Source organism: Microbacterium sp. cf046 (assembly GCF_900114345.1).
In the GTDB taxonomy this organism is placed as follows: domain Bacteria; phylum Actinomycetota; class Actinomycetes; order Actinomycetales; family Microbacteriaceae; genus Microbacterium.
The window spans coordinates 763,080-786,793 of sequence record NZ_FOZJ01000002.1; the positions used below are offsets into that span (position 1 = coordinate 763,080).

Sequence of the window (23,714 nt, forward strand, 5' to 3'; positions counted from 1 at the left end):
CTCTCTCGTCAGATGAGGCGGGCCGACAGCAAGCTCCGCGACGAGGAGGGCCCTAGAACGAGGACTCGTCGCGGCGACTAAGAAGGAGCCGGCCGAAGCGCATGCCGCCAGGTTACACCCGTCCTCCGGCGGTCGCGAAATTCGCGGGCGACGGCGCGGGCGTTCTCAGAAGCCCAGTCGGCCGAGCTGCTTGGGGTCGCGCTGCCACTCCTTGGCGACCCTGACGTGGAGCGAGAGGTAGATCCGCGAGCCGATGAGCGGCTCGATGCCCGCGCGTGCCCTGGCTCCGACGCTGGCCAGCCGCGACCCCTTGTGGCCGATGATGATCGATTTCTGACTGTCCCGCTCCACCACGATGTCGGCCCAGACATCGGTCAGATCCGAGTCCTCACGCTTGGCGATGTCCTGGACCACGACGGCGATCGAGTGCGGCAGTTCGTCGCGGACGCCCTCGAGTGCCGCTTCGCGGATGATCTCCGCGATGCGGTCGTCGACCGACTCGTCGGTCGCGATCCCCTCGGGATACAGCGCCGGGCCCGCGGGCATGAGCGCGAGCACTTCGCCGGTGAGCACGTCGAGCTGCTCGTTCGTGAGCGCGGAGAGCGGGATGACGGCGGCCCAGTCATCGCGCAGAGCGTCGACCTCGAGCAGGCGCTCGGTGATCTGCTCGCGGGAGGCGGCATCCGTCTTCGTGACGATCGCGATCTTCTTCGCCCGCCGGTACCCGTCGAGCGACTCCGCGATGCGCCGGTCGCCCGGTCCCACCTTCTCGGTGGCGGGCACGCAGAATCCGATCACATCGACGTCGCCGAGCACCTGTTCGACGAGGTGGTTGAGCCGTTCGCCCAGCAGCGTGCGCGGGCGATGGATGCCGGGGGTGTCGACGATCACGAGCTGGCCGTCGACACGGTTCAGGATGCCGCGGATCGCGCGCCGTGTGGTCTGCGGCTTGTCGCTCGTGATGGCGACCTTCTCGCCGACCAGGGCGTTCGTCAGCGTCGACTTGCCGACGTTCGGGCGTCCGACGAACGTCACGAATCCGGAACGGAACGGTGCGGGCTCGCTGGGCATCAGTCGCCTCTCCTGGCGCCGCTCTTGGCGACGCCGATCTCGCCGGTGCGCGGTGCGCGGGCGCCGTTCGCGTCGTCCGTCGAGGCGTGTGCGGTTCCCCGCTCCACGAATACCGTGGCAAGGCCCCGGCCGCGGCCGCGCGAGGCGCCGCCCGTCATCAGGAGTCCTTCGTACTCGGCGGTCGCGCCGGGCTGGGGCACACGGCCGAGCGCCTTTCCGAGCAGGCCGCCGACGGAGTCGACGTCCTCGTCCTCGAGCTCGATCCCGAACAGGTCGCCGACCTCGTCGAGCCCGAGCCGCGCGCTGACCCGGTATCGGCCGGGCCCGAGTTCGACGACCTCGTCGCTGCGGGGGTCGTACTCGTCTGCGATCTCTCCGACGAGCTCCTCGATCAGGTCCTCGAGCGTCACCAGGCCAGAGACTCCCCCGTACTCGTCGACGACCAGGCAGACGTGCACCGCGTCGCGCTTCATCTGCTGCAGCAGCGTCTCGGCCTTCATCGACTCCGGCACGAAGACCGCCGGCCTCGCGATGCGACTGATCGGGGCGTCGCGCCAGCCCGCCTCGTCGCGGAAGCCGAACTGCACGAGATCCTTCAGGTACAGCACCCCGACGACATCGTCGGCGTCGTCGTCGACGATCGGGATGCGCGAGACGCCCTTCTCGAGGAAGATCGCCATCGCATCGCGCGTCGAGCCGGACGCATCCACGGTCACCATGTCGGTGCGCGGCACCATGACGGCGCGCACGAACGTGTCGGTGAAGTCGAAGACGGAGTGGATCAGCTCGCGGTCGTCCTGCTCGATGAGCTCGTTCTCGGCAGCCTCGTCGATGATGCTGAGCAGCTGCTCCTCGGACGCGAACGAGGATCCGCGGGCAGCGCCGGGGGTGACCCGGTTGCCGAGCGCGACGAGGCCGTGCGCGAGCGGGCCGAGGAAGATCCGAACCCCGCGGATGACCGGCGCGGCACCGCGGAGCAGGCCCTTCGCATGCAGGCGCCCGACGGTGCGGGGGCTGGCGCCGACCACCACGAACGAGATTCCGGTCATGAGCACTGCGGCGGCGAGCATCGCCCACCAGATGCTGTCGAAGAGGATGGTGAACGCGACAGTGACCAGCACCGCGGCTGCCGTCTCGGCGAGGATGCGGATGAAGACGACGGCGTTCGCGTGGGCTTCCGGGTCGATCGCGATCTTCCGCAGTGACGCCGCGTTGCGCCCGCCCGCCCCGAGCTCGGCGAGGTCCGCACGGGAGGTCACGCCCAGCGCCGCATCGATCGCAGCCATGAGGCCGCCGAAGGCGACCAGGAGGACGGCGGCGACCAGGAGCAGCGCAGCGGTCATGCGCGGTGTCGTCGTCGCTCGGCGACGTGGAAGCTCATGATCAGGTCGTTCTGCAGACCGAACATCTCGCGCTTCTCCTCCGGCTCCGCGTGGTCGAAGCCGAGCAGGTGGAGGAGGCCGTGCGTGGTGAGCAGGATCAGCTCGTCCATGGTGGAGTGCTTCGCCGCCGCGGCCTGGGTCTCGGCGACCTGCGGGCACAGCACGATGTCGCCGAGCAGTCCCGCGGGAGTCGGCATGTCCTCCGTGCCCGGGCGCAGCTCGTCCATCGGGAAGCTCAGGACATCGGTCGGTCCCGGCTCGTCCATCCACTGGACGTGGAGCGCCTCCATCGCGCCCTCGTCCACGAGCAGGATCGCGACGTCGGCGTCGGCGCTGACGTGCAGCTCGGCGAGGTCGTGCTCCATCAGTCGCAGCAGCACCGTCTCATCCACTGCGTGGCCGGACTCGTTGCTGATCTCGATGGTCATGAGCGGCCTCGCTTGGGAAGGTGGTCGTGCGGGCCCGGGGCGCGGGAGAGCCCGGCGCGCCGTTCCGCGCGGTTCGCGAACTCGGATGCCTCGTCCCGTTCGCGTCGGCCGGCCAGCCGCCGCTCGTCGTATTCGGTGTACGCGTCGACGATCCGCCCGACCAGGGAGTGACGGACGACGTCGTCGCTGGTGAGGTAGGCGAAGTGGATGTCATCGATGCTGCCGAGCACGCGGGTCACCAGGCGCAGGCCGGATGCGCCCTGAGGCAGGTCGATCTGCGTGATGTCCCCGGTCACCACCATCCGCGTGCCGAAGCCGAGGCGCGTGAGGAACATCTTCATCTGCTCGGGAGTCGTGTTCTGCGCCTCGTCGAGCACGACGAAGGAGTCGTTGAGCGTGCGACCGCGCATGTACGCGAGCGGCGCGACCTCGATCGTGCCGCTGGCCATGAGCTTGGGCACGAGTTCCGGATCCATCATCTCGTTCAGCGCGTCGTAGAGCGGGCGCAGATACGGGTCGATCTTGTCGTTCAAAGTGCCCGGCAGGAATCCGAGCCTCTCTCCGGCCTCGACCGCGGGACGGGTCAGGATGATGCGACTGACTTCCTTCCGCTGCAGAGCCTGGACGGCCTTGGCCATGGCGAGGTAGGTCTTGCCGGTACCGGCAGGCCCGATTCCGAACACGATCGTGTTCTCGTCGATCCCATCGACATACGCCTTCTGGCCGAGGGTCTTGGGGCGGATGATGCGTCCCCGGGTCGAGAGGATCGCCTCTCCGAGCACCTCGGACGGACGGGGACCGCCCTCCGACTGCAGGATGCGGTTCGACGAGGAGACATCCGAAGGACCGAGGGCGTGCCCCGCCTTCGTCATCGCCAGCAGCTCATCCACCAGCCCGCGTGCCGCTGCGACGGCTTCGGCATCCCCGGTGAGCGTGATCTCGTTGCCGCGCACGTGCACATCGACGTCCGGATGCTCGCGTTCGACGACGCGCAGCAGGCGGTCCTGCGGGCCGAGCAGCTGGACCATCGCGACCCCATCGGCGTAGACGCGCTCCACGACATTCTCCTCGGGCGCGTCAGCCACCGAGGCTCGATTCGTCCAGCTCACCGGCGAGGACGTGCGCGTGCACGTGGAAGACCGTCTGGCCGGCCCCTGGACCCGTGTTGAAGACGAGCCGGAAGTCCCCGTCGGAGTGCTCCGCCGCGACGGAATTGGCGAGGCCGACGAGCTCGGCGAGCAGATCGGGATCGTCGGCGGCGAGTTCGACGACGTTGCGGTACTCCTCCGTCTTGGGGATCACGAGCAGGTGCACCGGAGCCTTCGGGGCGATGTCGCGGATCGCGAACGCGTTGTCCGTCTCGGCGATGATCTCGGAGGGGATCTCGCCCTTCAGGATGCGTGTGAAGATCGACGGCTCGCTCATGCGTCCAGTCTACCGGCGGGCCCTGACGGGCGGCGGGCGGTCACCACCGCTGCAGCGCGGCGCTGACCACTGCCAGCGCAGCAGGTCCGGCCGTGGAGGTGCGCAGCACCGTGTCGCCCAGGCGCGCCAGAGTGGCTCCGGCGTGCTCGAGGATCGCGAGCTCCTCCGCAGAGATGCCTCCCTCGGGACCGACGATCAGAAGCACGTCCCGAGGGTCCGAACCGTCCAGGCCGAGCTCGGTCAGCCGCACGGCTGCGGAAGGCTCGAGCACGACGAGCAGTGAGCCGGCGGCGCGGGCGGCCAGCGACGCCGTCGTCAGGACCGGTGTCACCTCCGGGATCCACGGGCGGTGGGCCTGTTTGGCGGCTTCGCGCGCGATCGACGACCAGCGCGCGCGGCCCTTCTCGGCCTTCGCGGCATCCCATCGCGATACGCTCCGCGAGGCCTGCCAGGGGACGATCTCATCGACGCCGAGCTCCGTCGCCGCCTGCACCGCCAGCTCGTCGCGGTCGCCCTTCGCGAGCGCCTGCACGAGGACGATCCGCGGACTCGGGGCCGGGATGTCGGTGCGGGAGGAGATCCGGACGATCACCTCTCGCGGAGTCACCGCTTCGCATTCACCGGTCAGCCAGACTCCTCGGCCGTCCCCGAGCGAGACCTCCTCGCCGACGCGCACACGTCGCACGGCTGCGGCGTGGTGCGCTTCCGCGCCCGTCAGGACGACCATCCCGTCGGGCTGCGCGTCGGACGCATCCTCGGCGAGGAAGTGCAGTGGCATCGGTCAGCCGTTCCGGAAGCGATCTCGCAGCTTGGCGAAGAGCCCCTGATGGAATTCCGCGAGTCGCGGTGCCGGCGCCTTCGTGCGCTTTGCGAACTCCTCGATGAGCGCCCGCTCCTTCGCATCCAGCCGCGTCGGGGTCACGACGTGCACGCCGACCCTCAGGTCACCGCGCTGCGTCCCGCGCAGCGGTGTGATGCCGCGTCCCTTGATGGTCAGCACATCGCCGCCCTGCACTCCGGGACGCAACTCCAGATCGACCGGACCGTCGAGGGACTCGATCGTGGTGGTCGCGCCCAGGATCGCGTCGGGCATCGAGACCTCGAGCGTCGCGAGCAGGTCGTCGCCGTCGCGGCTGAACTCCTCATGCGGTGAGACGGTGACCTCCAGGTACAGATCGCCGTTCGGGCCGCCTGCCGGGCCGACCTCGCCCGAACCGGGAAGCTGCAGACGCAGACCGGTCTCGACACCGGCCGGGATGTCGATCGAGACCGTGCGTCGGGCGCGGACGCGCCCCTGCCCCTGGCACGTCGCGCAGGGATACGGGATCGTCGTGCCGTACCCCTGGCACGACCCGCACGGCTGGCTGGTCACGACGTTGCCGAGCAGGCTCCGCACGGTCCGCTGCACGTGGCCGGATCCGTGGCAGATGTCGCAGGTGACCGGCGAGGTGCCCGGCTGGCAGCACGATCCCTGGCAGGTGTCGCAGAGCACGGCCGTGTCGACCTCGAGGTCGCGGTGGACTCCGAACACGACGTCCTTGAGGTCGAGCGTGACGCGGACGAGTGCGTCCTGCCCGCGCTCGCGTCGCGAGCGCGGTCGTCCCGCTCGCTGCCCGCCGGCCGAGCCGAAGAACGTCTCGAAGATGTCGCCGAACCCGCCGAATCCACCCTGGGCGCCGCCGAACGGAGAGTCGCTGCCGCCCAGGTCGTATCGCGCGCGCTGGTCGGGATCGCTCAGAACGTCGTACGCGTGCGTGACGAGCTTGAAGCGCTCGGATGCGTCCTCCCCCGGGTTGACGTCGGGATGGAGCTCCCGCGCGAGGCGCCGGTACGCCTTCTTGATCTCATCCGGCGTCGCGTCGCGCGCGACGCCGAGCACCTCGTAATGGTCAGCCACAATCGCCTTCCCGCCCGCGCACCGCGCGGGATCGTCTGGTCACGGATGCCGCGTCAGCGGGCACTCTCGTCTTCGTCGAGCATCCGCGTGAGATATCGCGCGACCGCACGCACGGCCGCGAAGTTGGTCGGGTAGTCCATCCGGGTCGGCCCGAGCACGCCGACGCGCGCACGGGCGCCGGTCGCGTCGTACTCGCTCGCGACCACGGAGGCCTCGACCAGCCCGAACGCCTCGTTCTCGCGTCCGATGCTCGCGGCGAGTCCATGATCGTCGGCGACCATCTCGCTCATGAGCTTCATGAGCGTCACCTGCTCCTCGATGGCCTCCAGCAGCGGGTAGATGCTTCCGCGGAAGTCGGATTCGCTCCGCGCCAGGTTCGCCGCGCCCGCCATCACCAGTCGGTCGTGGCGGAACTCCTCGAGCTCCTCGGCGACGACGCGCACGATCGCGGTGGTCGCGATGCCGTGCGGCGTTCCGGCATCCTGTTGGGCGAGTCGCTCCTCGACACGCTGCGCGCCCTCGCGAACGGGTCTGCCGACCAGGAGCGACGCCACGTCCGACCGCACCCGGGCGAGATCGTCCTCGTCGAACTCATCGCGGACGAATGCCAGGCGCTGCGAGACGCGGCCCGTGTCGGTGACCAGGATGACGAGCATCCGCCCCGCGCCGAGCTGGACCAGCTCGACGTGCGAGACCGTCGCACGGGCGAACGACGGGTACTGCACGATCGCCACCTGTCCGGTCAGCTGGGTGAGCGCGCGCACCGTCCGCACCAGGACGTCGTCGAGATCGCCGGGTCCGTCCAGGAACGTCGAGATCGCGGTCCGCTGGGCCGGCGACAGTGGGCGCACCTCGGCGAGGTGGTCCACGAACACGCGGTAGCCCTTGTCCGTCGGAACCCGGCCGGATGAGGTGTGCGGCGCGGCGATGAGCTCCTCATCCTCGAGAAGCGCCATGTCGTTGCGGATCGTCGCCGCCGAAACGCCGAATGCGTGGCGCTCGACGATCGCCTTGCTGCCGACCGGCTCACGCGTGTCGACGAAGTCCTGCACGATCGCCCGCAGCACCTGCAGACCCCGATCGGTGACCATCTCGCCTCCCCACGCCCTCCTGCCGCACTGGCACTCACATGTTCTGAGTGCCAATTCTACCGGATCGGACTCGACCCGAGCGGGAGGCTCGTCAGTCCGTCAGGGAGCGCACGACCGCGTCCGCGAGGAGGCGTCCCCGACGCGTCAGCACGATGCGGCCGTGCACCGCTTCGGTGCCGTCGACGAGTCCGTCCGCGATGAGGGCGGCGATCGAGTGGCGTCCCTCGCCGAGGAGTTCCGACACAGGCAGACCGTCCCGGATCCGTGTCCGCAGCAGCACGCTCTCGAGCGCCCGGGCCGCAGCATCCGGCCGTTCGCGGCCCGCCGCAGGAGACTCTCCGGCCGCCAGCCGCTGCGCGTAGGCGGCGGGGTGCTTCACGTTCCAGAACCGCACGCCGCCGATGTGGCTGTGCGCGCCCGGGCCGAAGCCCCACCAGTCGGCGCCCTGCCAGTAGGCGAGGTTGTGGCGCGACCGGAATCCGATGCCGCGCGACCAGTTCGACACCTCGTACCAGTCGTATCCGGCGGCGCCGAGCAGATCGTCGACGAGCTCGTACATGTCCGCCTGCAGATCGTCGTCCGGGGTCGCGACCTCGCCGCGCCGGATCTGCCGCGCGAGCTTCGTGCCCTCCTCGACGATCAGCGCGTACGCCGAGATGTGATCGGGCTGGAGCAGCACGGCGGATTCGACTGACGCCCTCCAGTCGGCCAGCGACTCCCCCGGCGCTCCGTAGATCAGATCGAGGCTCACGTCCAGACCCGCATCGCGCGCGGCAGAGACGGCCGTCTCGACCGCCGCCGGATCATGCGTGCGATCCAGCGCGGCCAGCACGTGCGGAACCGCCGACTGCATCCCGATCGACAATCGCGTCACACCGGATGCCGCGAGCTCGGCGGCGACCGAGTCGGTCACGGTGTCGGGATTCGCCTCGACCGTGACCTCGGCTCCGGGGGCGATGCCGAACGACGCCCGGACGCCGTCGAGCATGCGCGCCAGATCTCCGGGCGGAAGGAGCGTCGGGGTGCCTCCCCCGAAGAAGACCGTGGTCGCGGGCCGGAGCGGGCCGGCAGCCGTGAGCACCGCGCGCGCCAGGTCGATCTCGCGCAGCAGCGTGTCGGCGTATTCGTCCTGCCGCGCGCCGCGCAGCTCTCCGGAGGTGTACGTGTTGAAGTCGCAGTACCCGCAACGCACGCGACAGAACGGCACATGCAGGTATACGCCGAACTGCCGGGCCGCGTCGACCGCGACCGGGAGAGACCCGTCGCGCGGCGCAGGCTCTCCGACCGGGAGCGCCGAGCCCATCAGGGCGTCGAGTACAGCGGCGAGATCGCGCGGAGGTACCGCGTGAACAGCTCGCGACGGCGGCGACGCACCATGCCGGGGAACACGCGGTAGAGGAAGGCGGACGGCGCGTCGAACGCGCGCACGGTGAACCACACTTCGTCGTTGTCGTACCACTGCAGCACGAACGACTCCTCGCCGCTGACGACCGAGCTGCTCACCGTGCCGAGCGCGAAGCCGACGCGGCGAGGCTCTTCGATCGAGTAGATGACGCGCAGCTCTCCGTCGGCGTTCATGCCGCGCACACGCCCGTCGACGCGCACGGTGGTGCCCGCGCCGACGTACGGGGTGCCGTCGCTGTCGAAGCGCTGGTCGGCCTCCAGCCTGCTCGGTGCGAGCGGGTTGCCTTCCGCATCGAAGCTCACGCCGGAGTACATCGGGCCTGCGGCCGGGCGCACATCGCTCAGCTCCAGCCCCGCGCCGCGCTGCGCGGCCCAGGACAGCAGCGCGTCGCTCGCGCTCGCGAAGCGGCCCTCACCGCTGCCGATCCGCCAGGACTCCTCGGCAGGGATGCTGCGCTCCGGCGGATAGTGCATGAGGTCGGGTGCCTGCGTCGCGCCGACGGCGGCGTAATCGACCGTCTCGTCCCTGAAAGTCCCGCGCCGCATAGATTCCAGCCTACTTCGCGTCGTCGTCGCCGCCACCCGGCGCCTCGTCGACTATTTCTTCTCTTTGCCCTCGGTGTCGCCCGAGAGCGCGGCGATGAACGCCTCCTGAGGGACTTCGACGCGCCCGACCATCTTCATGCGCTTCTTGCCCTCCTTCTGCTTCTCGAGGAGCTTGCGCTTGCGGGTGATGTCGCCGCCGTAGCACTTGGCCAGCACGTCCTTGCGCATCGCGCGGATCGACTCCCGCGCGATGATGCGCGCGCCGATCGCCGCCTGGATCGGCACCTCGAACTGCTGGCGCGGGATCAGCTTCTTCAGGCGCTCGGTCATCAGCACGCCGTACGCGTACGCCTTGTCGCGGTGCACGATGGCACTGAAGGCGTCGACCGGCTCGCCCTGCAGGAGGATGTCCACCTTGACCAGATCGGCTTCCTGATCGCCGCTGGGCTCGTAGTCGAGCGACGCGTACCCGGCGGTTTTGGATTTCAGGTTGTCGAAGAAGTCGAACACGATCTCGCCGAGCGGCATCGTGTACCGGATCTCGACGCGGTCCTCACCGAGGTACTCCATGCCCAGCAGCGTGCCGCGCCGCGACTGGCAGAGCTCCATGATCGTGCCCACGTAGTCCTTCGGCGCGAGGATCGCGGCCTTGACCATCGGCTCGGTGACGCTCGCGATCTTCGTGCCCGACGGGAATTCGCTCGGGTTCGTGACAGTGTAGGTCTTCCGGTCGTCGGTCGTCACCTCGTAGGTGACCGAGGGGGCCGTCGAGATGAGATCCAGGCCGAATTCGCGTTCGAGGCGCTCGGTGACGATCTCGAGATGCAGGAGACCCAGGAACCCGCAGCGGAAGCCGAAGCCCAGCGCGACCGAGGTCTCCGGCTCGTAGTTCAGCGACGCATCGGACAGCTTGAGCTTGTCGAGCGCCTCGCGCAGGACCGGGTAGTCGCTGCCGTCGATCGGGTACAGACCGGAGAAGACCATCGGCTTGGGGTCGGTGTAGCCGGGCAGCGCCTGCTTCGAGGGCTTGGCCGCGCTCGTGACGGTGTCGCCGACCTTCGACTGGCGGACATCCTTCACCCCAGTGATCAGGTAGCCCACCTCACCGACGCCGAGACCCTTCGTGGGAGTGGGCTCGGGCGACGAGACGCCGATCTCGAGGAGTTCGTGGACCGCTCGCGTGGACATCATCTGGATGCGCTCGCGAGGACTGAGCGTGCCGTCGATCATCCGGACATACGTGATCACGCCTCGATACGAGTCGTAGACCGAGTCGAAGATCATCGCGCGGGAGGGTGCGTCAGGGTCTCCCTTCGGCGCCGGGATCTGCTGCACGACGTGCTCGAGCAGCTCCTCCACGCCGAAGCCCGTCTTCCCGCTGACCCGGAGGACATCCTCGGGCTTTCCGCCGATCAGGCTGGCGAGCTCCTTGGCGTATTTCTCGGGGTCGGCCGCCGGGAGGTCGATCTTGTTGAGCACGGGGATGATGTGCAGGTCATTCTCGAGTGCCAGGTAGAGGTTCGCGAGCGTCTGCGCCTCGATTCCCTGGGCGGCATCCACGAGGAGGATCGCGCCTTCGCACGCGGCGAGCGACCGGCTGACCTCGTATGTGAAGTCGACGTGGCCCGGAGTGTCGATCATGTTCAGGGCGTACGTCGTCCCGTCGACCTCCCACGGCATGCGCACGGCCTGGCTCTTGATCGTGATGCCGCGCTCCCGCTCGATGTCCATGCGATCGAGGTACTGCGCGCGCATGTCGCGGTCGGAGACGACGCCGGTGATCTGCAGCATGCGGTCGGCGAGGGTCGACTTGCCGTGATCGATGTGAGCGATGATGCAGAAGTTGCGGATCAGCTCAGGAGGGGTCGCGGACGGCTGGAGGGGCGTGCGGGCGCGCGGAGACATGACTGATCGATTCTACGGTGGCGCGGCAGTCCTCCGAGCCCGTGGCCCGAGGTGCGCCATATCCTGGGCGGATGGTCGTCCAGGTGGTGCTCGTCCACGGCATCCGGACGTCGGCGACGATGTGGCGGGCACAGGTCGCCGCCCTGCAGGCTCGCGGGAATCCCGCGCACGCGGTCGACCTGCCGGGGCACGGCTCACGGATGGCAGAGGAGTTCACGCTCGAATCCGCCTTCGCGACGATCGACGACGCCGTCAGGGATGCCGCCTCCCGCGGACCCGTGCTGCTGGTGGGTCACTCCATGGGGGGCCTGCTGTGCGTCGAGTACGCGGGACGGGAGGATCCGCCGCCGATCGCCGGGCTGATCGCGGCTTCCTGCACGGCGATCCCGCGGGGCCTCGGCCTGAGCACGTATCGGACGCTGGCGCGGGGCGTGGATTCGCTCCCCGACCGCGGGATGTGGCTGACGAACCGGATGCTCGATCGCATCCTGCCCGACGAGACCCGGGCGGACTTCGGCGCCGGCGGCTATGCGCTGGATGCGCAGGACGCGGCGCTGCGGAGCCTGTCGGTCCTGGACCTGCTCGCCGCGCTGCACCGCATCGAAGTGCCGCTGTGGTTCGTCAACGGGCAGTACGACCAGCTGCGTGTCAACGAACGGCTGTTCCTGCGGGTCGCCCGGCACGCCGAGCTGATCGTCGTGCCCCGCACGACCCATCACGTGACGGTCATGAGACCGCACGTGTTCAACGCCCTGCTGAACGTCGCGATCGCGACGATCGAACAGCAGGATGCTCGGCCGGCTCAAGAGAACTGATAGACTCGGTGATTGGCTTGCGTGTGGGTTGATTCCCTCACGACCGTCGTGCGGCAACCCTCTCCTGCCACTCGGCACTTCACATCGAACACTCCGAACGAAAGACCGTCTACAAACGTGGCAAACATCAAGTCGCAGATCAAGCGCAACAAGACCAACGACAAGGCTCACGAGCGCAACAAGGCCGTCAAGAGCGAGCTGCGCACCGAGGTGCGCCGCACCCGCGAGGCCATCGCCGCAGGCGACAAGGCCGCCGCCGAGAAGTCGCTCGCGAAGGCCACCAAGAAGCTCGACAAGGCCGCCAGCAAGGGCGTCATCCACGCGAACCAGGCAGCGAACCGCAAGTCGGCCATCGCCAAGCAGGTCGCCGCTCTCTGAGCACCGGTCTTCATGAAGGCCCGTCCCTCCGGGGGCGGGCTTTCGTCATTCCCCGACGGCTGCGCGCCTACTCAGGAACCGTCCTTCGATACGGCGCCGCGCGCCTGCTCAGGAACCGAACGGCGCCTTTGTCGCGATCACGGTGATGAGCCGCTCCAGGGCGAACACGCTGTCGCGAGAGCCGCCTTTCACCTCGGCATCCGCCCGCGCAGCGGCCTGGATGGCCATGCCGAGGGTCGCATCCGACCACCCGGACAGATCCCGCCGCGCCCGGTCCACCTGCCAGTCCTTCAGCCCGAGGCGCGCCGCCAGAGCGACAGAGGACTCCCGGGTGCCGGCCACCCGCGCCATGGTGCGCAGCTTCGACGCGATCGCCGCCACGAGCGGGACCGGATCAGCGCCGGAGGCCAGGGCGTGCCGGAGCGAGATCAGCGCCTCCCCGTATCGGCCCGCGATCGCGGTGTCGGCGACCGCGAAGGCGGATGTCTCGACACGCCCGCCGTAATAGCGCTCCACGACCTGTTCGGTCACGTCGCCCGGGACGTCGGAGATGAGCTGCTGACATGCCGCCGCGAGTTCGGTGAGATCGTCGGCGAACGCCGAGACGAGCGTCCGGAGGGCAGCCGGAGCGATGCGCTTGCGCGCCGCAGAGAACTCGCCGGCGGCGAAGTCGAATCGATCGGAGTCGCGCTTGACCGCGGGGCATGCGATCTCCACTCCCCCGCCCTCGCCGGCGCGGATGGCGTCGAGGAGCTTCTTGCCGCGAACTGTAGCGCCGGTGTGGCGCAGGACGACCGTCGCGCCTTCCTGGGGCATGGCCAGATAGGAGACGGCCTCGGAGAGGAATGCGTCCGAGCACTTCTCGACGCCGGTCACCCGCACGAGCCGGGGCTCGCCGAACAGCGACGGCGAGGTCACGCCCAGCAGGGTGCCCGCGACGTAGTCGTCCGCTCGGACGTCGGTGACTTCGAGACTTGGATCCTCGGCACGAAGATAGTCGCGGATGCCGGCGGTCGCGCGCTCGGCGCAGATCTCCTCGGGCCCTGAGATGAGGACGATGGGCGCCGGCTGAGGTGTGCGCCAGGAGACCTGCGGGATCGTCGTGCGCGCCCTGCTCGCCGGGGTTCGCCGCGCGCTCGTCGCCATGCATCGAGCCTACCGGGGCCCCACCCCATGACCCGGCGGCGCGGGCCTAGCCGGCCGGCGCTCCCACACGCTCGTGCTCGCGCCAGACGCGCAGGCCCGAGTCCTCGAGCCACAGCGCGACGATTCCCTCCGCGTCGGTGCGGACGACGGTCGCCCCGAGCTCGGAGAGCATGTCCAGCGTCTCCTGCCGCGGATGGCCGTAGGTGTTGCCCGCGCCGACGGTGACCAGCGCGACAGCCGGATCGGCCAGCTCGTAGAGACCCGCATCCTGGTCGGCGCTTCCGTGGTGCGCGACCTTGACCACGTCGTACGGCGGCCGCAGGGCCCCCGACGCGCCGAGTGCCGTCTGGGGAGATGCGGACATGTCGCCGAGGAACAGGGACACGGGCACGCCGCCGCCACGGACGTCGACCACGACACTCGCGTCGTTGCCGGACGGGAAGGCGCGGCTCTCGAGCGGCGGCCACAGCACACGCCAGGTGGCATCGCCGAGCGTCCCGCGCATCTGCGCCGTCGCGTCCACGGTGCGGGCACCCGCGCTCTCGAGCACTGCGAGCGCGGCAGCGCCCTCTCGCGTGGCGACCGGGCCGTGGAGTGCCACCGTGACGTCGCCGAGAATCGCGTCGAGGCCGCCGATGTGGTCGAGGTCGAAATGCGTCAGCACGAGCAGATCGATGCGTCCGACGCCGACACGGTCCAGACATCGCCTGAGCACCTCGGGCTCGGGTCCGGTGTCGACGAGGGCGACCGTGCCGGCCGATCTGATCAGGACCGCATCGCCCTGCCCCACGTCGCACGCCAGGATGCTCCAGTCGGCGGGCACGGTCAATCGACCCGCGACCGAGGCGAGGGCTGCTCCACCGGCTACGGATCCCGCGACGGCTGCCAGGAGGACAACAGACATGCCGCGGAGCAGCTGTGCACGGGGCGGTGCGCGCAGAGAATCACCCGGACGCCGATCGGGCGAACGCATCCGAGGCACGATCACGACCGCGCCGATCGCGGTGCTCACAACGCCCAGCGCGGCAGCCCCGACCCACCCGTCGAGCCACGGGATCTGGCCGCCGGGCAGGCTGCTGAACGTGAGCGCCGTGCCCGCGATCCATGATGCCGGCAGCCAGGTGATCGCGCTCAGGCCGTACTGCACCCACGGCAGCGGAGCCGTGATGCACGCCGCCAATCCGACGATCGTCGCGACCGGCGCGGCCGGCGCCGCCAGCAGGTTCGCCGCCACCCCGTACACCGGCACGGCGGGCGTGATGATCACGAGGAGCGGACCGCACGCCAGCTGTGCCGCCAGCGGCACGGACAGTGCCAGCGCAAGTGCGCGCGGCATCCGTCTGGCCATCCCCGCCGCGAGAGGTCTCGCGAACAGCAGCAACGACGCGGTCGCGACGACCGAGAGCGCGAACCCGAGCGAACCGGCGAGCCAGGGATCCGCGACGAGCAGCACGGTGACGGCGAGGCACAGTATCGCCATGCCCGCACCGGTCCGTCCGAGCAGAACTGCGAGCATCGCGATCCCGGCCATGGTCCCGGCTCGCACGACGCTCGGCTCCGGAGTCACCAGCAGGACGAATCCCGCCAGGGCGAGCGCTCCGGCCACGACGCGGGCGCGCCGCGACCCTCCCGCCAGCGCGACGGCGCCGAACGCGAGACCGACCACGATCGCGCAGTTCGCCCCGGATACGGCGGTCAGATGCGAGAGCGACGACTGCTTCATCGCCGCGTCGAGCTGGGCGGACACGGCGGAGGTGTCGCCGACGGCCAGGCCCGGGATCAGTCCTGCTCCCGGCGCCGGCAGCCCCTCGGTCGAGGCGATCAGTCCCCGCCGAAGCTCGGCAGCGACCGCCATGATCCCCTCTGGGCCTTTCGCGACCCGGATCCCGCGTGATCCGCTCACGGTCAGCACCGCACGATCGCCGATCGGCGCGGCGCGCGCGGTGCCCGCGACCTCGACGGAAGCGCCCACATCGAGCAGATCCGGCCGGTCCACCCCCGAAGGCTGGACGCGCACGGCGATGTCGAGGTTCACCGCGTCGCTCACCGACCCGGTCACGATGCGATGCGCGACCGCATCGAAGACCCACTCCCCCGTCGCACGCTGCTCGATCTTGCCCACGACGGTTGCCTCGATCACGACCGCGCGGCCTCCGCCCAACCCGAATCGCTCGGCTTCGGCGCGAGCCGGCTGCGCGAGCGCGACGTGGGACGCAGCGCCGGCCGCCGCTGCGAGGGCGAGAACCACGAGCACCCCGGCATTGCGCCCGAGGCGCCCCGGGCGCCGCCTGCCTCGCTGAAGCGCGATGACCGCCAGTGATGTCAGCGCTGCAGCCCACAGAGCCGATGCGGCCTGCGCGGCGGCATCAGGGATCATCGTCGCCGCCAGCGCGACCGCCCACGCTGCCGCAGCGACGGGCAGCAGCCGCAGGTGCGCCCGCGCCCCGGTCGTCGCGTGCACTCCCGTCATGCCGCCGGCCCGGTCACACGGTGACGAGTTCGCGGAGGACCTCGAGCATCTTGTCGCCGATGCCGGGCACCGCGAGGAGGTCCTCGACGCTCGTGAAGCGCCCGTTGGCGTCGCGCCACTCGATGATCCGTGCCGCCATGGCCGGACCGATCCGCGGGAGCGTGTCCAGCGCAGCGGCATCCGCGGTGTTGAGGTTGATCCGTCCGTCGCCGACGGCGGCGACGCTGCCGGGTTCGGCCGACTCGCCGTGGGCAGGCACGTGCAGCTGTTCGCCGTCGCTCACCGGCCGTGCCAGGTTGACGGCGTCCTCGTCCGCGCCCGGGGCGAAGCCGCCGGAGGCCGCGATGGCGTCGACGACCCTCGCGTGCTCGCGCAGCACGTAGAGTCCGGGCGCCGTCACAGCGCCCGACACATGCACGAACACGGATGCCGAGGAGGAGGCATCCGTCGCCGCACCCTCATCGATCGTGACCGATTCGACCGGCGCGGAGGCACCGCGCAGGATGCCGATGCCCACGGTGACGGCCAGTGCGACGATCACGACGACGATGGCGGCGCCGAGGCCGAGCCTGCTGCGCGCCGAGGCGTTCGCGCGAGGATCGACCGAGTTCACGCGCCAACGCTAGGCGCCGCGGTCCGGGAGCCCGAGCTGTGCGGCGAGGTCGGTGAGGTCGTCAACGCACCGCGACCGCTGGGGAGGAGCCGAGACTCACGCTGTCGACGTGCTCGGTTTCGCCGGCCGGTGGCATAGTGTGGCGGGTAAGGCAGACTCGCTGTCCCGAATCTGAGGGGGCAGCATGCCAGAACGTCCGGACGCCGACGCGCAGGGCGGGATCGACCGCCGCAAGCTTCTCCGCACAGGCGTGTGGGCCGCGCCCGTGGTGCTCACCGCCGCTGCAGTTCCCGCCGCCGCAGCCTCACCGGTCAGCGGCATCCTGACGGTCGTGGGGTTCAGCGCGCGCACGAACCAGTTCGTCGGGCAGATCGCGTGGCCGGAGTTCTTCATCCACTACGAGAGCGGCGGCGGGCCTGCCAACGCGACGGGAACCTTCGCCATCACGACGATTCCCGACACACAGGTCTGGCTCAGCGGTGGGTTCTTCGTCCCGTCCGGCCAGTCCCAGTCCATCGGCAACGGCGCGACGGCTGCACTGCCGGCGGGGACGTACCGCCTGGTCCTGACCGTCACGCCCACCACGGGCCAGACGATCGTCGTGCAATCGGGTGAAGTGACGGTCTAGCGCCTCGACCGGCCTCAGTTCGTGCTGAAGCTCACGACCTTCGGCGCCCGGACGATCGCACGCGTGATCTCCCGTCCGGCAAGCGCGCGCACGACGCGGGCGTCGGCGCGGGCGGTCGCCTCGAGCTCCTTCGGGTCGATCCTTGCCGCCACCTCCAGGGTCGCGCGCACCTTGCCGTCGATCTGCACGACCGCGGTCACCGTGTCCTCGACCAGCAGCATCGCATCGGGCTGGCGCCACGGAACGAGACCGACGAAGGGCTCGTAGCCGAGCATCTCCCACATCTCCTCGGCCGTATGCGGGGCGAACAGGTCCAGGACCATCGCGACGACCTCGGCGGCCTCTCGCACGGCGGGGTCCGCCGGCCCGGCGCCGGTGTCGATGGCCTTGCGGGTCGCGTTGACCAGTTCCATCAGTCGAGCCACGACGACGTTGAACTTCGTCTGCTCGATCAGCCCGGGGGCATCGGCGAGCAGCCGGTGGGTCACACGCCGCAGCGTCTGATCCCCTTCCGCCCAGACCACATCGGGACTGCTGACGACGTCCTGCGCGACACGCCATGCGCGCGCGAGGAACTTCTGGGCGCCGGTCGTCGAGACGTCCTCCCAGTTGATGTCGTCTTCGACCGGACCGGCGAATGCGATCGCCACGCGCACGGCGTCGGCTCCGGGGTCGACCATGCTGGATGCGAACTCGACCAGATTGCCCTTGCTCTTGGACATCTTCGAGCCGGCCAGGAGCACCATCCCCTGATTCACCAGGCTCGAGAAGGGCTCGGTGAATTCGATGAGACCCAGATCGAAGAGCACCTTCGTGATGAATCGCGCGTACAGGAGGTGGAGGATCGCATGCTCGACGCCGCCGATGTACGAGTCGACCGGCGCCCACTTGTCGGCCTCCTTCGACGAGAAGGCCTGCGTCGGGTCGCCCGGAGCGAGGAAGCGCAGGAAATACCAGGAGCTGTCGACGAACGTGTCCATCGTGTCGGGGTCGCGCAGCGCCGGCGCCCCCGTCTCCGGGTCGGTCGTCGTCATCCACTCGGTCGCTCCCCCGAGGGGCGAGGTGCCCTTCGGCGTGAGGTCGAGTCCCTCGACGTCGGGAAGCACCAATGGGAGCTGGTCTTCGGGAACGGGCACGATGCGGCCGTCCTCGGTGTGGATCATCGGGATCGGCGTTCCCCAGAAGCGCTGACGGGAGATCAGCCAGTCGCGGAGGCGGTACGACTTCGATGCCCTGCCCGTGCCCGCGGCGACGAGCTGTTCGGTGATGCGCGCGATCGCGTTCCGCTTGGACAGGCCGTCCAGTGAGCCGGAGTTGATCATCCGGCCCTCGCCGACCAGCGCGATGCCGGTGGTGGCGGGATCCAGCTCCGCCAGCGATGCGTCATCCGTACCCGGATCGATCGGGTCGCCGTTCTCGTCCAGCTCGATCACGGGGATCGCGCCGGTGACCGGCGCCGTCGTGTCGACGACGACTCTCACCGGCAGATCGAAGGCCCGTGCGAAGTCGAGGTCGCGCTGATCGTGCGCGGGCACGGCCATCACGGCGCCGTGGCCGTAATCGGCCAGCACGTAATCGGCGGCCCAGATCGGGAGCCGCTCTCCGTTGATCGGATTGATCGCATAGCGCTCGAGGAAGACGCCGGTCTTCGGCCGGTCCGTGTTCTGGCGTTCGATCTCGGACGAGCGTCCCACGCTGGTCAGGTAGTCCTGGAAGCGCGCGCGGACCTCCGAGGACGCGCCCGAGGCGAGCTCGGCGGCCAGATCCGACTCCGGTGCGACGACGAAGAACGTCGCGCCGTGCAGGGTGTCGGGCCTGGTCGAGAACACGGTGACCGGCTCGGGGTGTCCCTCGATCTCGAAGTCGATGTCGGCGCCGACCGACCGGCCGATCCAGTTGCGCTGCATCCGGATGACCTTCTGCGGCCAGAACCCCTCCAGCTGGTTCAGGTCGTCCAGGAGCCGATCCGCATAATCAGTGATCTTGAAGTACCACTGCGTGAGCTTCTTCTTGATGACCTCGGCACCGCACCGCTCGCAGCGTCCGTCGACGACCTGCTCGTTGGCCAGCACCGTCTGGTCGTTGGGGCACCAGTTGACCGGGCTCTCCTTGCGGTAGGCAAGGCCGCGCTCGTACAGCAGCTGGAAGAGCCACTGATTCCACCGGTAGTACTCCGGGTCGCTGGTGTGGAGGATCCGCGACCAGTCGTAGGACGAGCCGTACTCGCGGAAGCTGCGCTTGTGCTGGTCGATGTTCGCGTAGGTCCACTCGCGGGGGTCTGCTCCGCGCTGGATCGCCGCATTCTCGGCGGGCAGGCCGAAGGAGTCCCATCCGATCGGGTTGAGCACGTTGTATCCGCGATGCCGCCAGAATCGCGCGACGACGTCGACATACGCGTAGCTCTCGGCGTGGCCCATGTGCAGGTCGCCTGAGGGGTACGGGAACATCCCGAGGACGTACTTGCGCGGTCGGGTGTCCTCGGCCCCGCCGGCCCGGAAGGGGTCGGCCTTCGCCCAGCGCGACTGCCACTTCTGCTGAATGGCGTACGCGTCATACCCGCCGCCGTCTGCGGGCGCGGTGGTGTCGGGCGGGAGGGTCTGAGACACGTGACGGAACCAATCGTGGAATGGAAGCTGCGGCGCGAAGCGCACCTTCCAGGCTACCGGACCGGTGCCGTCACCAGCCGAGCGGCAGACTCGCGCCGATCGCGGCGAGGGGACCGCGCGCCTTGATTCCCACTTCCGCCACCTCGGCGGCGGCATCCGACCGCCACGTGATCCCGCCTCCGGCGCCGACGTACGCTCCGCCCGCGTGGACCACGATCGAGCGGATCACCATCGCCAGGTCGAGGGCGCCGTCGTCGCCGACCCAGCCGAAGCATCCCGCGAACACGCCGCGAGGCCCGCGCTCGAGCTCATGCAGGATCGTCATGGCCGAAAGCTTCGGTGCACCCGTCATGCTCCCGGCCGGAAAGGTCGCATCCAGAAGGTCACCCACGACGATGCCGTCGGTCAGCGTCCCCGAGACCGTGCTGACGAGCTGGTGCACCGCCGGATAGGACTCGATCTCCAGCAGCCCGTCGACTCCGACCGATCCGGGCTCGCACACGCGAGAGAGGTCGTTGCGCATCAGATCGACGATCATGACGTTCTCGGCGCGCTCCTTCTCGCTCTCGAGCAGCTCCGTGACCAAGGCGGCATCCGATTCGGGGTCGGTTCCCCGGGGTCGCGTTCCCTTGATCGGTCTGGTGCGCACGACGCCGTCCGAGACCTCGAGGAATCGCTCGGGGCTGGCGCTGGCGAGGGCGACGTCACCCGAACGGACGAGTCCGCCGTGATGGGCCGGGGTCCGGGCCCGGAGCCGGGCGTACGCGGCCAAGGGGTCCACGGTCGATCGGATCGTGAACCGCGTCGTCAGACACAGCTGGTACGCGTCGCCCGCACGGATCGCGTCGCGGCAGCGCTCGATCAGGGCCGCGTATTCGTCCGGGACGTGCCGGGCGACGGCGACGGCAGGCCCGGGCTCCGCAACGGTCGGGTCCGCGGACATCGCCTCGACCCGTGCGGCGAACGACTGCGCCTCCGCGGCCGGCGCCCAGGCCCAGGCGAGTCCACGCTCATGATCGAACGCGACGAATCGATCGGCCCGCAGCCACCGTTCGGCCGGGACGTCGGGATCGGCTGCGCTGATCGGAGCGCCCGCACGCGCCGCGGCATCCTCGTATCCGAGCCAGCCGACCCATCCGCCGTGGAAGGGACCGGCAGCCGCGCCGCCGGCCGAGTCCGCGGGGGTGAGCGAGATCGAGCGCACGAGATCGGGCTGCGTCTCGACGGTGCCTTCGCCGACCCAGCTCCACCCGGTCGTCGCGTCCGGGCCCGCATCCAGCCAGAAGCAGTGCTCGCTGTTCGCCGCGATTCCCGCGAAGACGGATGCCGGATCCCGCCTGCTGCGCAACGGCACAGCGATCAGCGGTTCGGGCATGAACCCAGGGTAGAGGGGTCGCTCTAGGCTCGGGGTGTGAACGAGTTCCTCACGTGGCTGCTCGACGCCGTCCAGAGCGTCGACCCCGTGCTGCGGACACTGCTGGCCGGCATCGCGATCATGCTCGAGACGAGCGTGCTGGTAGGTCTCTTCGTCCCCGGAGACACGATCGTCATCATCGCCGGCACGGCGGTGGCCTCCCCTCTCGAGGGAGTGCTCCTGATCATCGCCGTCGTCATCGGTGCGCTCGCGGGCGAGAGCATCGGGTTCTGGCTTGGGCGCTACCTCGGCCCGAAGATCCGCCATTCGGGCCTCGGCCGCCGCATCGGCGACGAGAACTGGGAGCGATCCGAGCGCTACCTGCGCCGTCGCGGCGGTCCGGCGATCTTCGTCTCGAGATTCCTCCCGGTGCTGCACTCGCTCGTGCCCCTCACGGTCGGGATGAGCGGCTACTCGTACCGGCGGTTCCTCGCCTGGACGGTTCCCGCGTGCATCATCTGGGCCACCCTCTACGTCACCGTCGCGGCGGTGGCGGCCGGAACCTACCGGGAGCTGGCGGATCGGCTCCACTTCGCCGGATACATCTTCGTCGGCGTCATCGTCGTGTTCCTGCTGCTCGTCTTCGTCAGCAAGAAGGTCATCGAGAGGGCCGAGCGAAAGCACCTTCACGAGGACGAGGACGACGCCGGCGGGTCGCCCGGGTCGCTTCGCACTGCGGAGGACATGGAAGACTGAGGGGATGCCCCAGACCGCGACGACGCCTGCGCGCCGCAAAGTGCTGTGGCTCGCACGGCTCGAGTACCGCTTCCACGCGTGGCGCGAACGGCGCGCCCGAGCCCGCGGCCTGACCCCGACCGTGACCCCGTTCCCCGGCTACGGTGGCCCGGACTGGGTGCGCGTCCTCGGGCGGGTCCTGATTGCGCCGCCCGTGCCGACGACGGGGTCCGGCGAGTACGAGAGCGTGCGCGGCTGGCGCAGCTTCGCGTCTGTTCCGGTCGGCTTCGCTCAGGTGCGGATCACGATCGCCGACGTGACGCACGAAGTCGTCGCCGATCGCGGCGGGGTGATCGACATCGAGATCCCGGCACGGTTGGAGGCCGGATGGCAGACCCTCACGATGTCGGTCGAAGGCAGCCCTCCGGTGGAGACAAGGGTCTTCATCGTGGGCCGTGACGTCTCCTTCGGTGTGGTCTCGGACGTCGATGACACCGTCATGGTCACGGCGCTGCCGCGACCGCTCCTGGCGGCGTGGAATTCCTTCGTCGTCAACGAGCACGCCCGCCAGCCCGTTCCGGGGATGGCCGTGCTGATGGAGCGGCTCGTGCGGGACGCGCCCGGCACCCCGGTCATCTACCTCTCCACCGGCGCCTGGAACGTCGCTCCCACCCTCATCCGCTTCCTGCGCCGTCACCTCTTCCCTCCAGGGTCCGTGCTGCTGACCGACTGGGGACCCACGCACGACCGCTGGTTCCGCAGCGGCAGAGACCACAAGCTGTCCAACCTCCGCCGCCTCGCCGCCGAGTTCCCCCACGTCAAGTGGCTGCTGATCGGCGACGACGGACAGCACGACGACGCGATCTACACCACGTTCGCGGGCGAGTCCCCCGGCAACGTCGCAGCGGTGGCCATCCGCCGCCTGTCTCCGGCCGAAGCGGTCCTCGCCGGGGGGCGGACCGCGGTCGACGACCACACCGCGGCCGCCGTGCCGTGGGTCACGGAGTCGGACGGCGCGGGCCTCGCCGAGAAGCTCGACGAGATCGGGATTCTCGACCGCTGAGCCCGCGGTCGTGTCCGAACCCGCGCGTAGGCTCTGACCCATGTGTGGACGATTCGTCGTGGCCAGTGTCGGCTCCGAGCTCGTGGGCGTGCTCCGGGTCGATCTCGAGAGCGACGACCTTCCCGAGCCCTCGTACAACGTCGCCCCGACAGCGCCGGTCGCGATCGTGATCGACTCCGCGAAGACCGAGCCGCCCACCCGGCGCCTCGAGACCGCGCGGTGGGGCCTCGTGCCCGCGTGGGCGAAAGACCTCTCGATCGGCGCCCGTGCCTTCAACGCCCGGTCCGAGGAGCTCGAAGACAAGCCGATGTTCCGCAAGGCCCTCGAGAAGCGGCGCGCGGTGGTCCCGGCATCCGGCTACTACGAGTGGAAGAACGTCGACGGGACGAAGATTCCGCACTACATTCATCCGGCGGACGACTCGCCGCTGTTCATGGCGGGACTGTACGAGTGGTGGAAGAACCCGGCTCTCGCCGAGGACGATCCCGCGAAGTGGGTGCTGAGCTTCACGATCCTCACGCGAGACTCGATCGGGCACCTCGGATCGATCCACGACCGCATGCCGCTGTTCGTCGATCCCGACCATGCCGACGCCTGGCTCGATCCGACCACCGACAACGTGCGCGACGTGCTCGACGCGGCGATCGACGCCGCCCCGGCGGTCGCGGAGACCCTCGACGATCACGTCGTGTCGAAGGCCGTCGGAAATGTCCGCAACAACTCCCCCGAGCTGATCGAGCCCGTCCCCGAGGCGTAG

General features: G+C 69.6%; 22 protein-coding genes. 6 read left to right on the forward strand and 16 right to left on the reverse strand.

Translation table 11 applies throughout. The annotated features are described in order from the left end of the window. Positions 1-165: 165 nt before the first annotated feature. The 11 genes from era to lepA all read right to left on the reverse strand — a co-directional run bounded on the left by era (position 166) and on the right by lepA (position 11,149). Positions 166-1,071 carry a GTPase Era gene (gene era / locus BM349_RS09870; protein ID WP_091706686.1) on the reverse strand — a complete coding sequence of 302 codons (906 nt, stop codon included), beginning with the start codon at positions 1,069-1,071 and terminating at the stop codon, positions 166-168. Beyond that, positions 1,071-2,414, reverse strand: a complete 1,344-nt coding sequence (locus tag BM349_RS09875) for a hemolysin family protein (RefSeq protein ID WP_091706688.1) — start codon at positions 2,412-2,414, stop codon at positions 1,071-1,073. The genes era and BM349_RS09875 overlap by 1 nt, the downstream gene beginning before the upstream one ends. Further along, positions 2,411-2,881 (reverse strand): rRNA maturation RNase YbeY, encoded by a 471-nt coding sequence (gene ybeY, locus BM349_RS09880; RefSeq protein WP_091706690.1) that lies wholly within the window; start codon positions 2,879-2,881, stop codon positions 2,411-2,413. The genes BM349_RS09875 and ybeY overlap by 4 nt, the downstream gene beginning before the upstream one ends. After that, positions 2,878-3,909 carry a PhoH family protein gene (locus BM349_RS09885; RefSeq protein ID WP_254773868.1) on the reverse strand — a complete coding sequence of 344 codons (1,032 nt, stop codon included), beginning with the start codon at positions 3,907-3,909 and terminating at the stop codon, positions 2,878-2,880. Before BM349_RS09885 ends, ybeY begins: the two co-directional genes overlap by 4 nt. Before the next feature lie 49 nt (positions 3,910-3,958). After that, on the reverse strand, positions 3,959-4,306 hold the full coding sequence (locus BM349_RS09890; RefSeq protein WP_091706694.1) for an HIT domain-containing protein: 348 nt from the start codon (positions 4,304-4,306) through the stop codon (positions 3,959-3,961). Positions 4,307-4,346: 40 nt separating this feature from the next. Then, a complete protein-coding gene (locus BM349_RS09895) occupies positions 4,347-5,084 on the reverse strand; it encodes a 16S rRNA (uracil(1498)-N(3))-methyltransferase (RefSeq protein ID WP_091706696.1) in 738 nt (245 codons plus the stop codon). A gap of 3 nt (positions 5,085-5,087) precedes the next feature. Next, the gene (gene dnaJ, locus BM349_RS09900) at positions 5,088-6,203 is read right to left on the reverse strand and encodes a molecular chaperone DnaJ (protein ID WP_091706697.1); all 1,116 of its coding nucleotides are present in this window, start codon (positions 6,201-6,203) and stop codon (positions 5,088-5,090) included. A 53-nt stretch (positions 6,204-6,256) separates the two neighbouring features. Further along, positions 6,257-7,294 carry a heat-inducible transcriptional repressor HrcA gene (gene hrcA / locus BM349_RS09905; RefSeq protein ID WP_091706698.1) on the reverse strand — a complete coding sequence of 346 codons (1,038 nt, stop codon included), beginning with the start codon at positions 7,292-7,294 and terminating at the stop codon, positions 6,257-6,259. A 91-nt stretch (positions 7,295-7,385) separates the two neighbouring features. Further along, positions 7,386-8,597, reverse strand: coding sequence for a radical SAM family heme chaperone HemW (gene hemW / locus BM349_RS09910; RefSeq protein ID WP_091706699.1), 1,212 nt, complete (start codon positions 8,595-8,597; stop codon positions 7,386-7,388). Next, on the reverse strand, positions 8,597-9,244 hold the full coding sequence (locus BM349_RS09915; RefSeq protein WP_091706700.1) for a DUF1990 family protein: 648 nt from the start codon (positions 9,242-9,244) through the stop codon (positions 8,597-8,599). Before BM349_RS09915 ends, hemW begins: the two co-directional genes overlap by 1 nt. 51 nt (positions 9,245-9,295) lie before the next feature. Beyond that, the gene (gene lepA, locus BM349_RS09920; protein WP_091706701.1) at positions 9,296-11,149 is read right to left on the reverse strand and encodes a translation elongation factor 4; all 1,854 of its coding nucleotides are present in this window, start codon (positions 11,147-11,149) and stop codon (positions 9,296-9,298) included. Positions 11,150-11,220: 71 nt separating this feature from the next. Between lepA and BM349_RS09925 the strand changes: the two genes are divergently transcribed. Next, positions 11,221-11,964, forward strand: coding sequence for an alpha/beta fold hydrolase (locus tag BM349_RS09925; RefSeq protein WP_091706702.1), 744 nt, complete (start codon positions 11,221-11,223; stop codon positions 11,962-11,964). Between the two features lie 117 nt (positions 11,965-12,081). Further along, a complete protein-coding gene (rpsT, locus tag BM349_RS09930) occupies positions 12,082-12,342 on the forward strand; it encodes a 30S ribosomal protein S20 (RefSeq protein WP_091706703.1) in 261 nt (86 codons plus the stop codon). Positions 12,343-12,450: 108 nt separating this feature from the next. Here rpsT and holA read toward each other — a convergent pair whose 3' ends face one another. Genes holA through BM349_RS09945 form a run of 3 tightly spaced genes read right to left on the reverse strand, consistent with a single transcriptional unit; the run spans position 12,451 to position 16,571 of the window. Then, the gene (holA, locus tag BM349_RS09935; protein WP_091706704.1) at positions 12,451-13,488 is read right to left on the reverse strand and encodes a DNA polymerase III subunit delta; all 1,038 of its coding nucleotides are present in this window, start codon (positions 13,486-13,488) and stop codon (positions 12,451-12,453) included. Between the two features lie 46 nt (positions 13,489-13,534). Next, positions 13,535-15,958 (reverse strand): ComEC/Rec2 family competence protein, encoded by a 2,424-nt coding sequence (locus tag BM349_RS09940; RefSeq protein ID WP_091706705.1) that lies wholly within the window; start codon positions 15,956-15,958, stop codon positions 13,535-13,537. Positions 15,959-15,971: 13 nt separating this feature from the next. Continuing rightward, positions 15,972-16,571 carry a ComEA family DNA-binding protein gene (locus BM349_RS09945; RefSeq protein ID WP_091706706.1) on the reverse strand — a complete coding sequence of 200 codons (600 nt, stop codon included), beginning with the start codon at positions 16,569-16,571 and terminating at the stop codon, positions 15,972-15,974. Positions 16,572-16,755: 184 nt separating this feature from the next. Between BM349_RS09945 and BM349_RS09950 the strand changes: the two genes are divergently transcribed. Further along, complete coding sequence (locus BM349_RS09950) at positions 16,756-17,199, forward strand: hypothetical protein (RefSeq protein ID WP_091706707.1); 444 nt, start codon at positions 16,756-16,758, stop codon at positions 17,197-17,199. Between the two features lie 14 nt (positions 17,200-17,213). Here the strand turns inward: BM349_RS09950 and leuS are convergent, their stop codons facing one another. Together leuS and pabB are read right to left on the reverse strand one after the other, a co-directional pair. Continuing rightward, on the reverse strand, positions 17,214-19,805 hold the full coding sequence (gene leuS / locus BM349_RS09955) for a leucine--tRNA ligase (RefSeq protein ID WP_091707237.1): 2,592 nt from the start codon (positions 19,803-19,805) through the stop codon (positions 17,214-17,216). A 70-nt stretch (positions 19,806-19,875) separates the two neighbouring features. After that, complete coding sequence (gene pabB, locus BM349_RS09960) at positions 19,876-21,180, reverse strand: aminodeoxychorismate synthase component I (RefSeq protein WP_091706708.1); 1,305 nt, start codon at positions 21,178-21,180, stop codon at positions 19,876-19,878. 36 nt (positions 21,181-21,216) lie between these two features. On the opposite strand from pabB, the gene BM349_RS09965 reads away from it, so the two are divergent. From BM349_RS09965 to BM349_RS09975, 3 genes are read left to right on the forward strand one after another with little or no spacing between them, the layout of a single operon-like run. Next, positions 21,217-21,915 carry a DedA family protein gene (locus BM349_RS09965; protein ID WP_091706709.1) on the forward strand — a complete coding sequence of 233 codons (699 nt, stop codon included), beginning with the start codon at positions 21,217-21,219 and terminating at the stop codon, positions 21,913-21,915. Between the two features lie 4 nt (positions 21,916-21,919). Next, positions 21,920-22,957, forward strand: a complete 1,038-nt coding sequence (locus tag BM349_RS09970; protein WP_091706710.1) for an App1 family protein — start codon at positions 21,920-21,922, stop codon at positions 22,955-22,957. A gap of 40 nt (positions 22,958-22,997) precedes the next feature. After that, a complete protein-coding gene (locus BM349_RS09975; protein WP_091706711.1) occupies positions 22,998-23,714 on the forward strand; it encodes an SOS response-associated peptidase in 717 nt (238 codons plus the stop codon).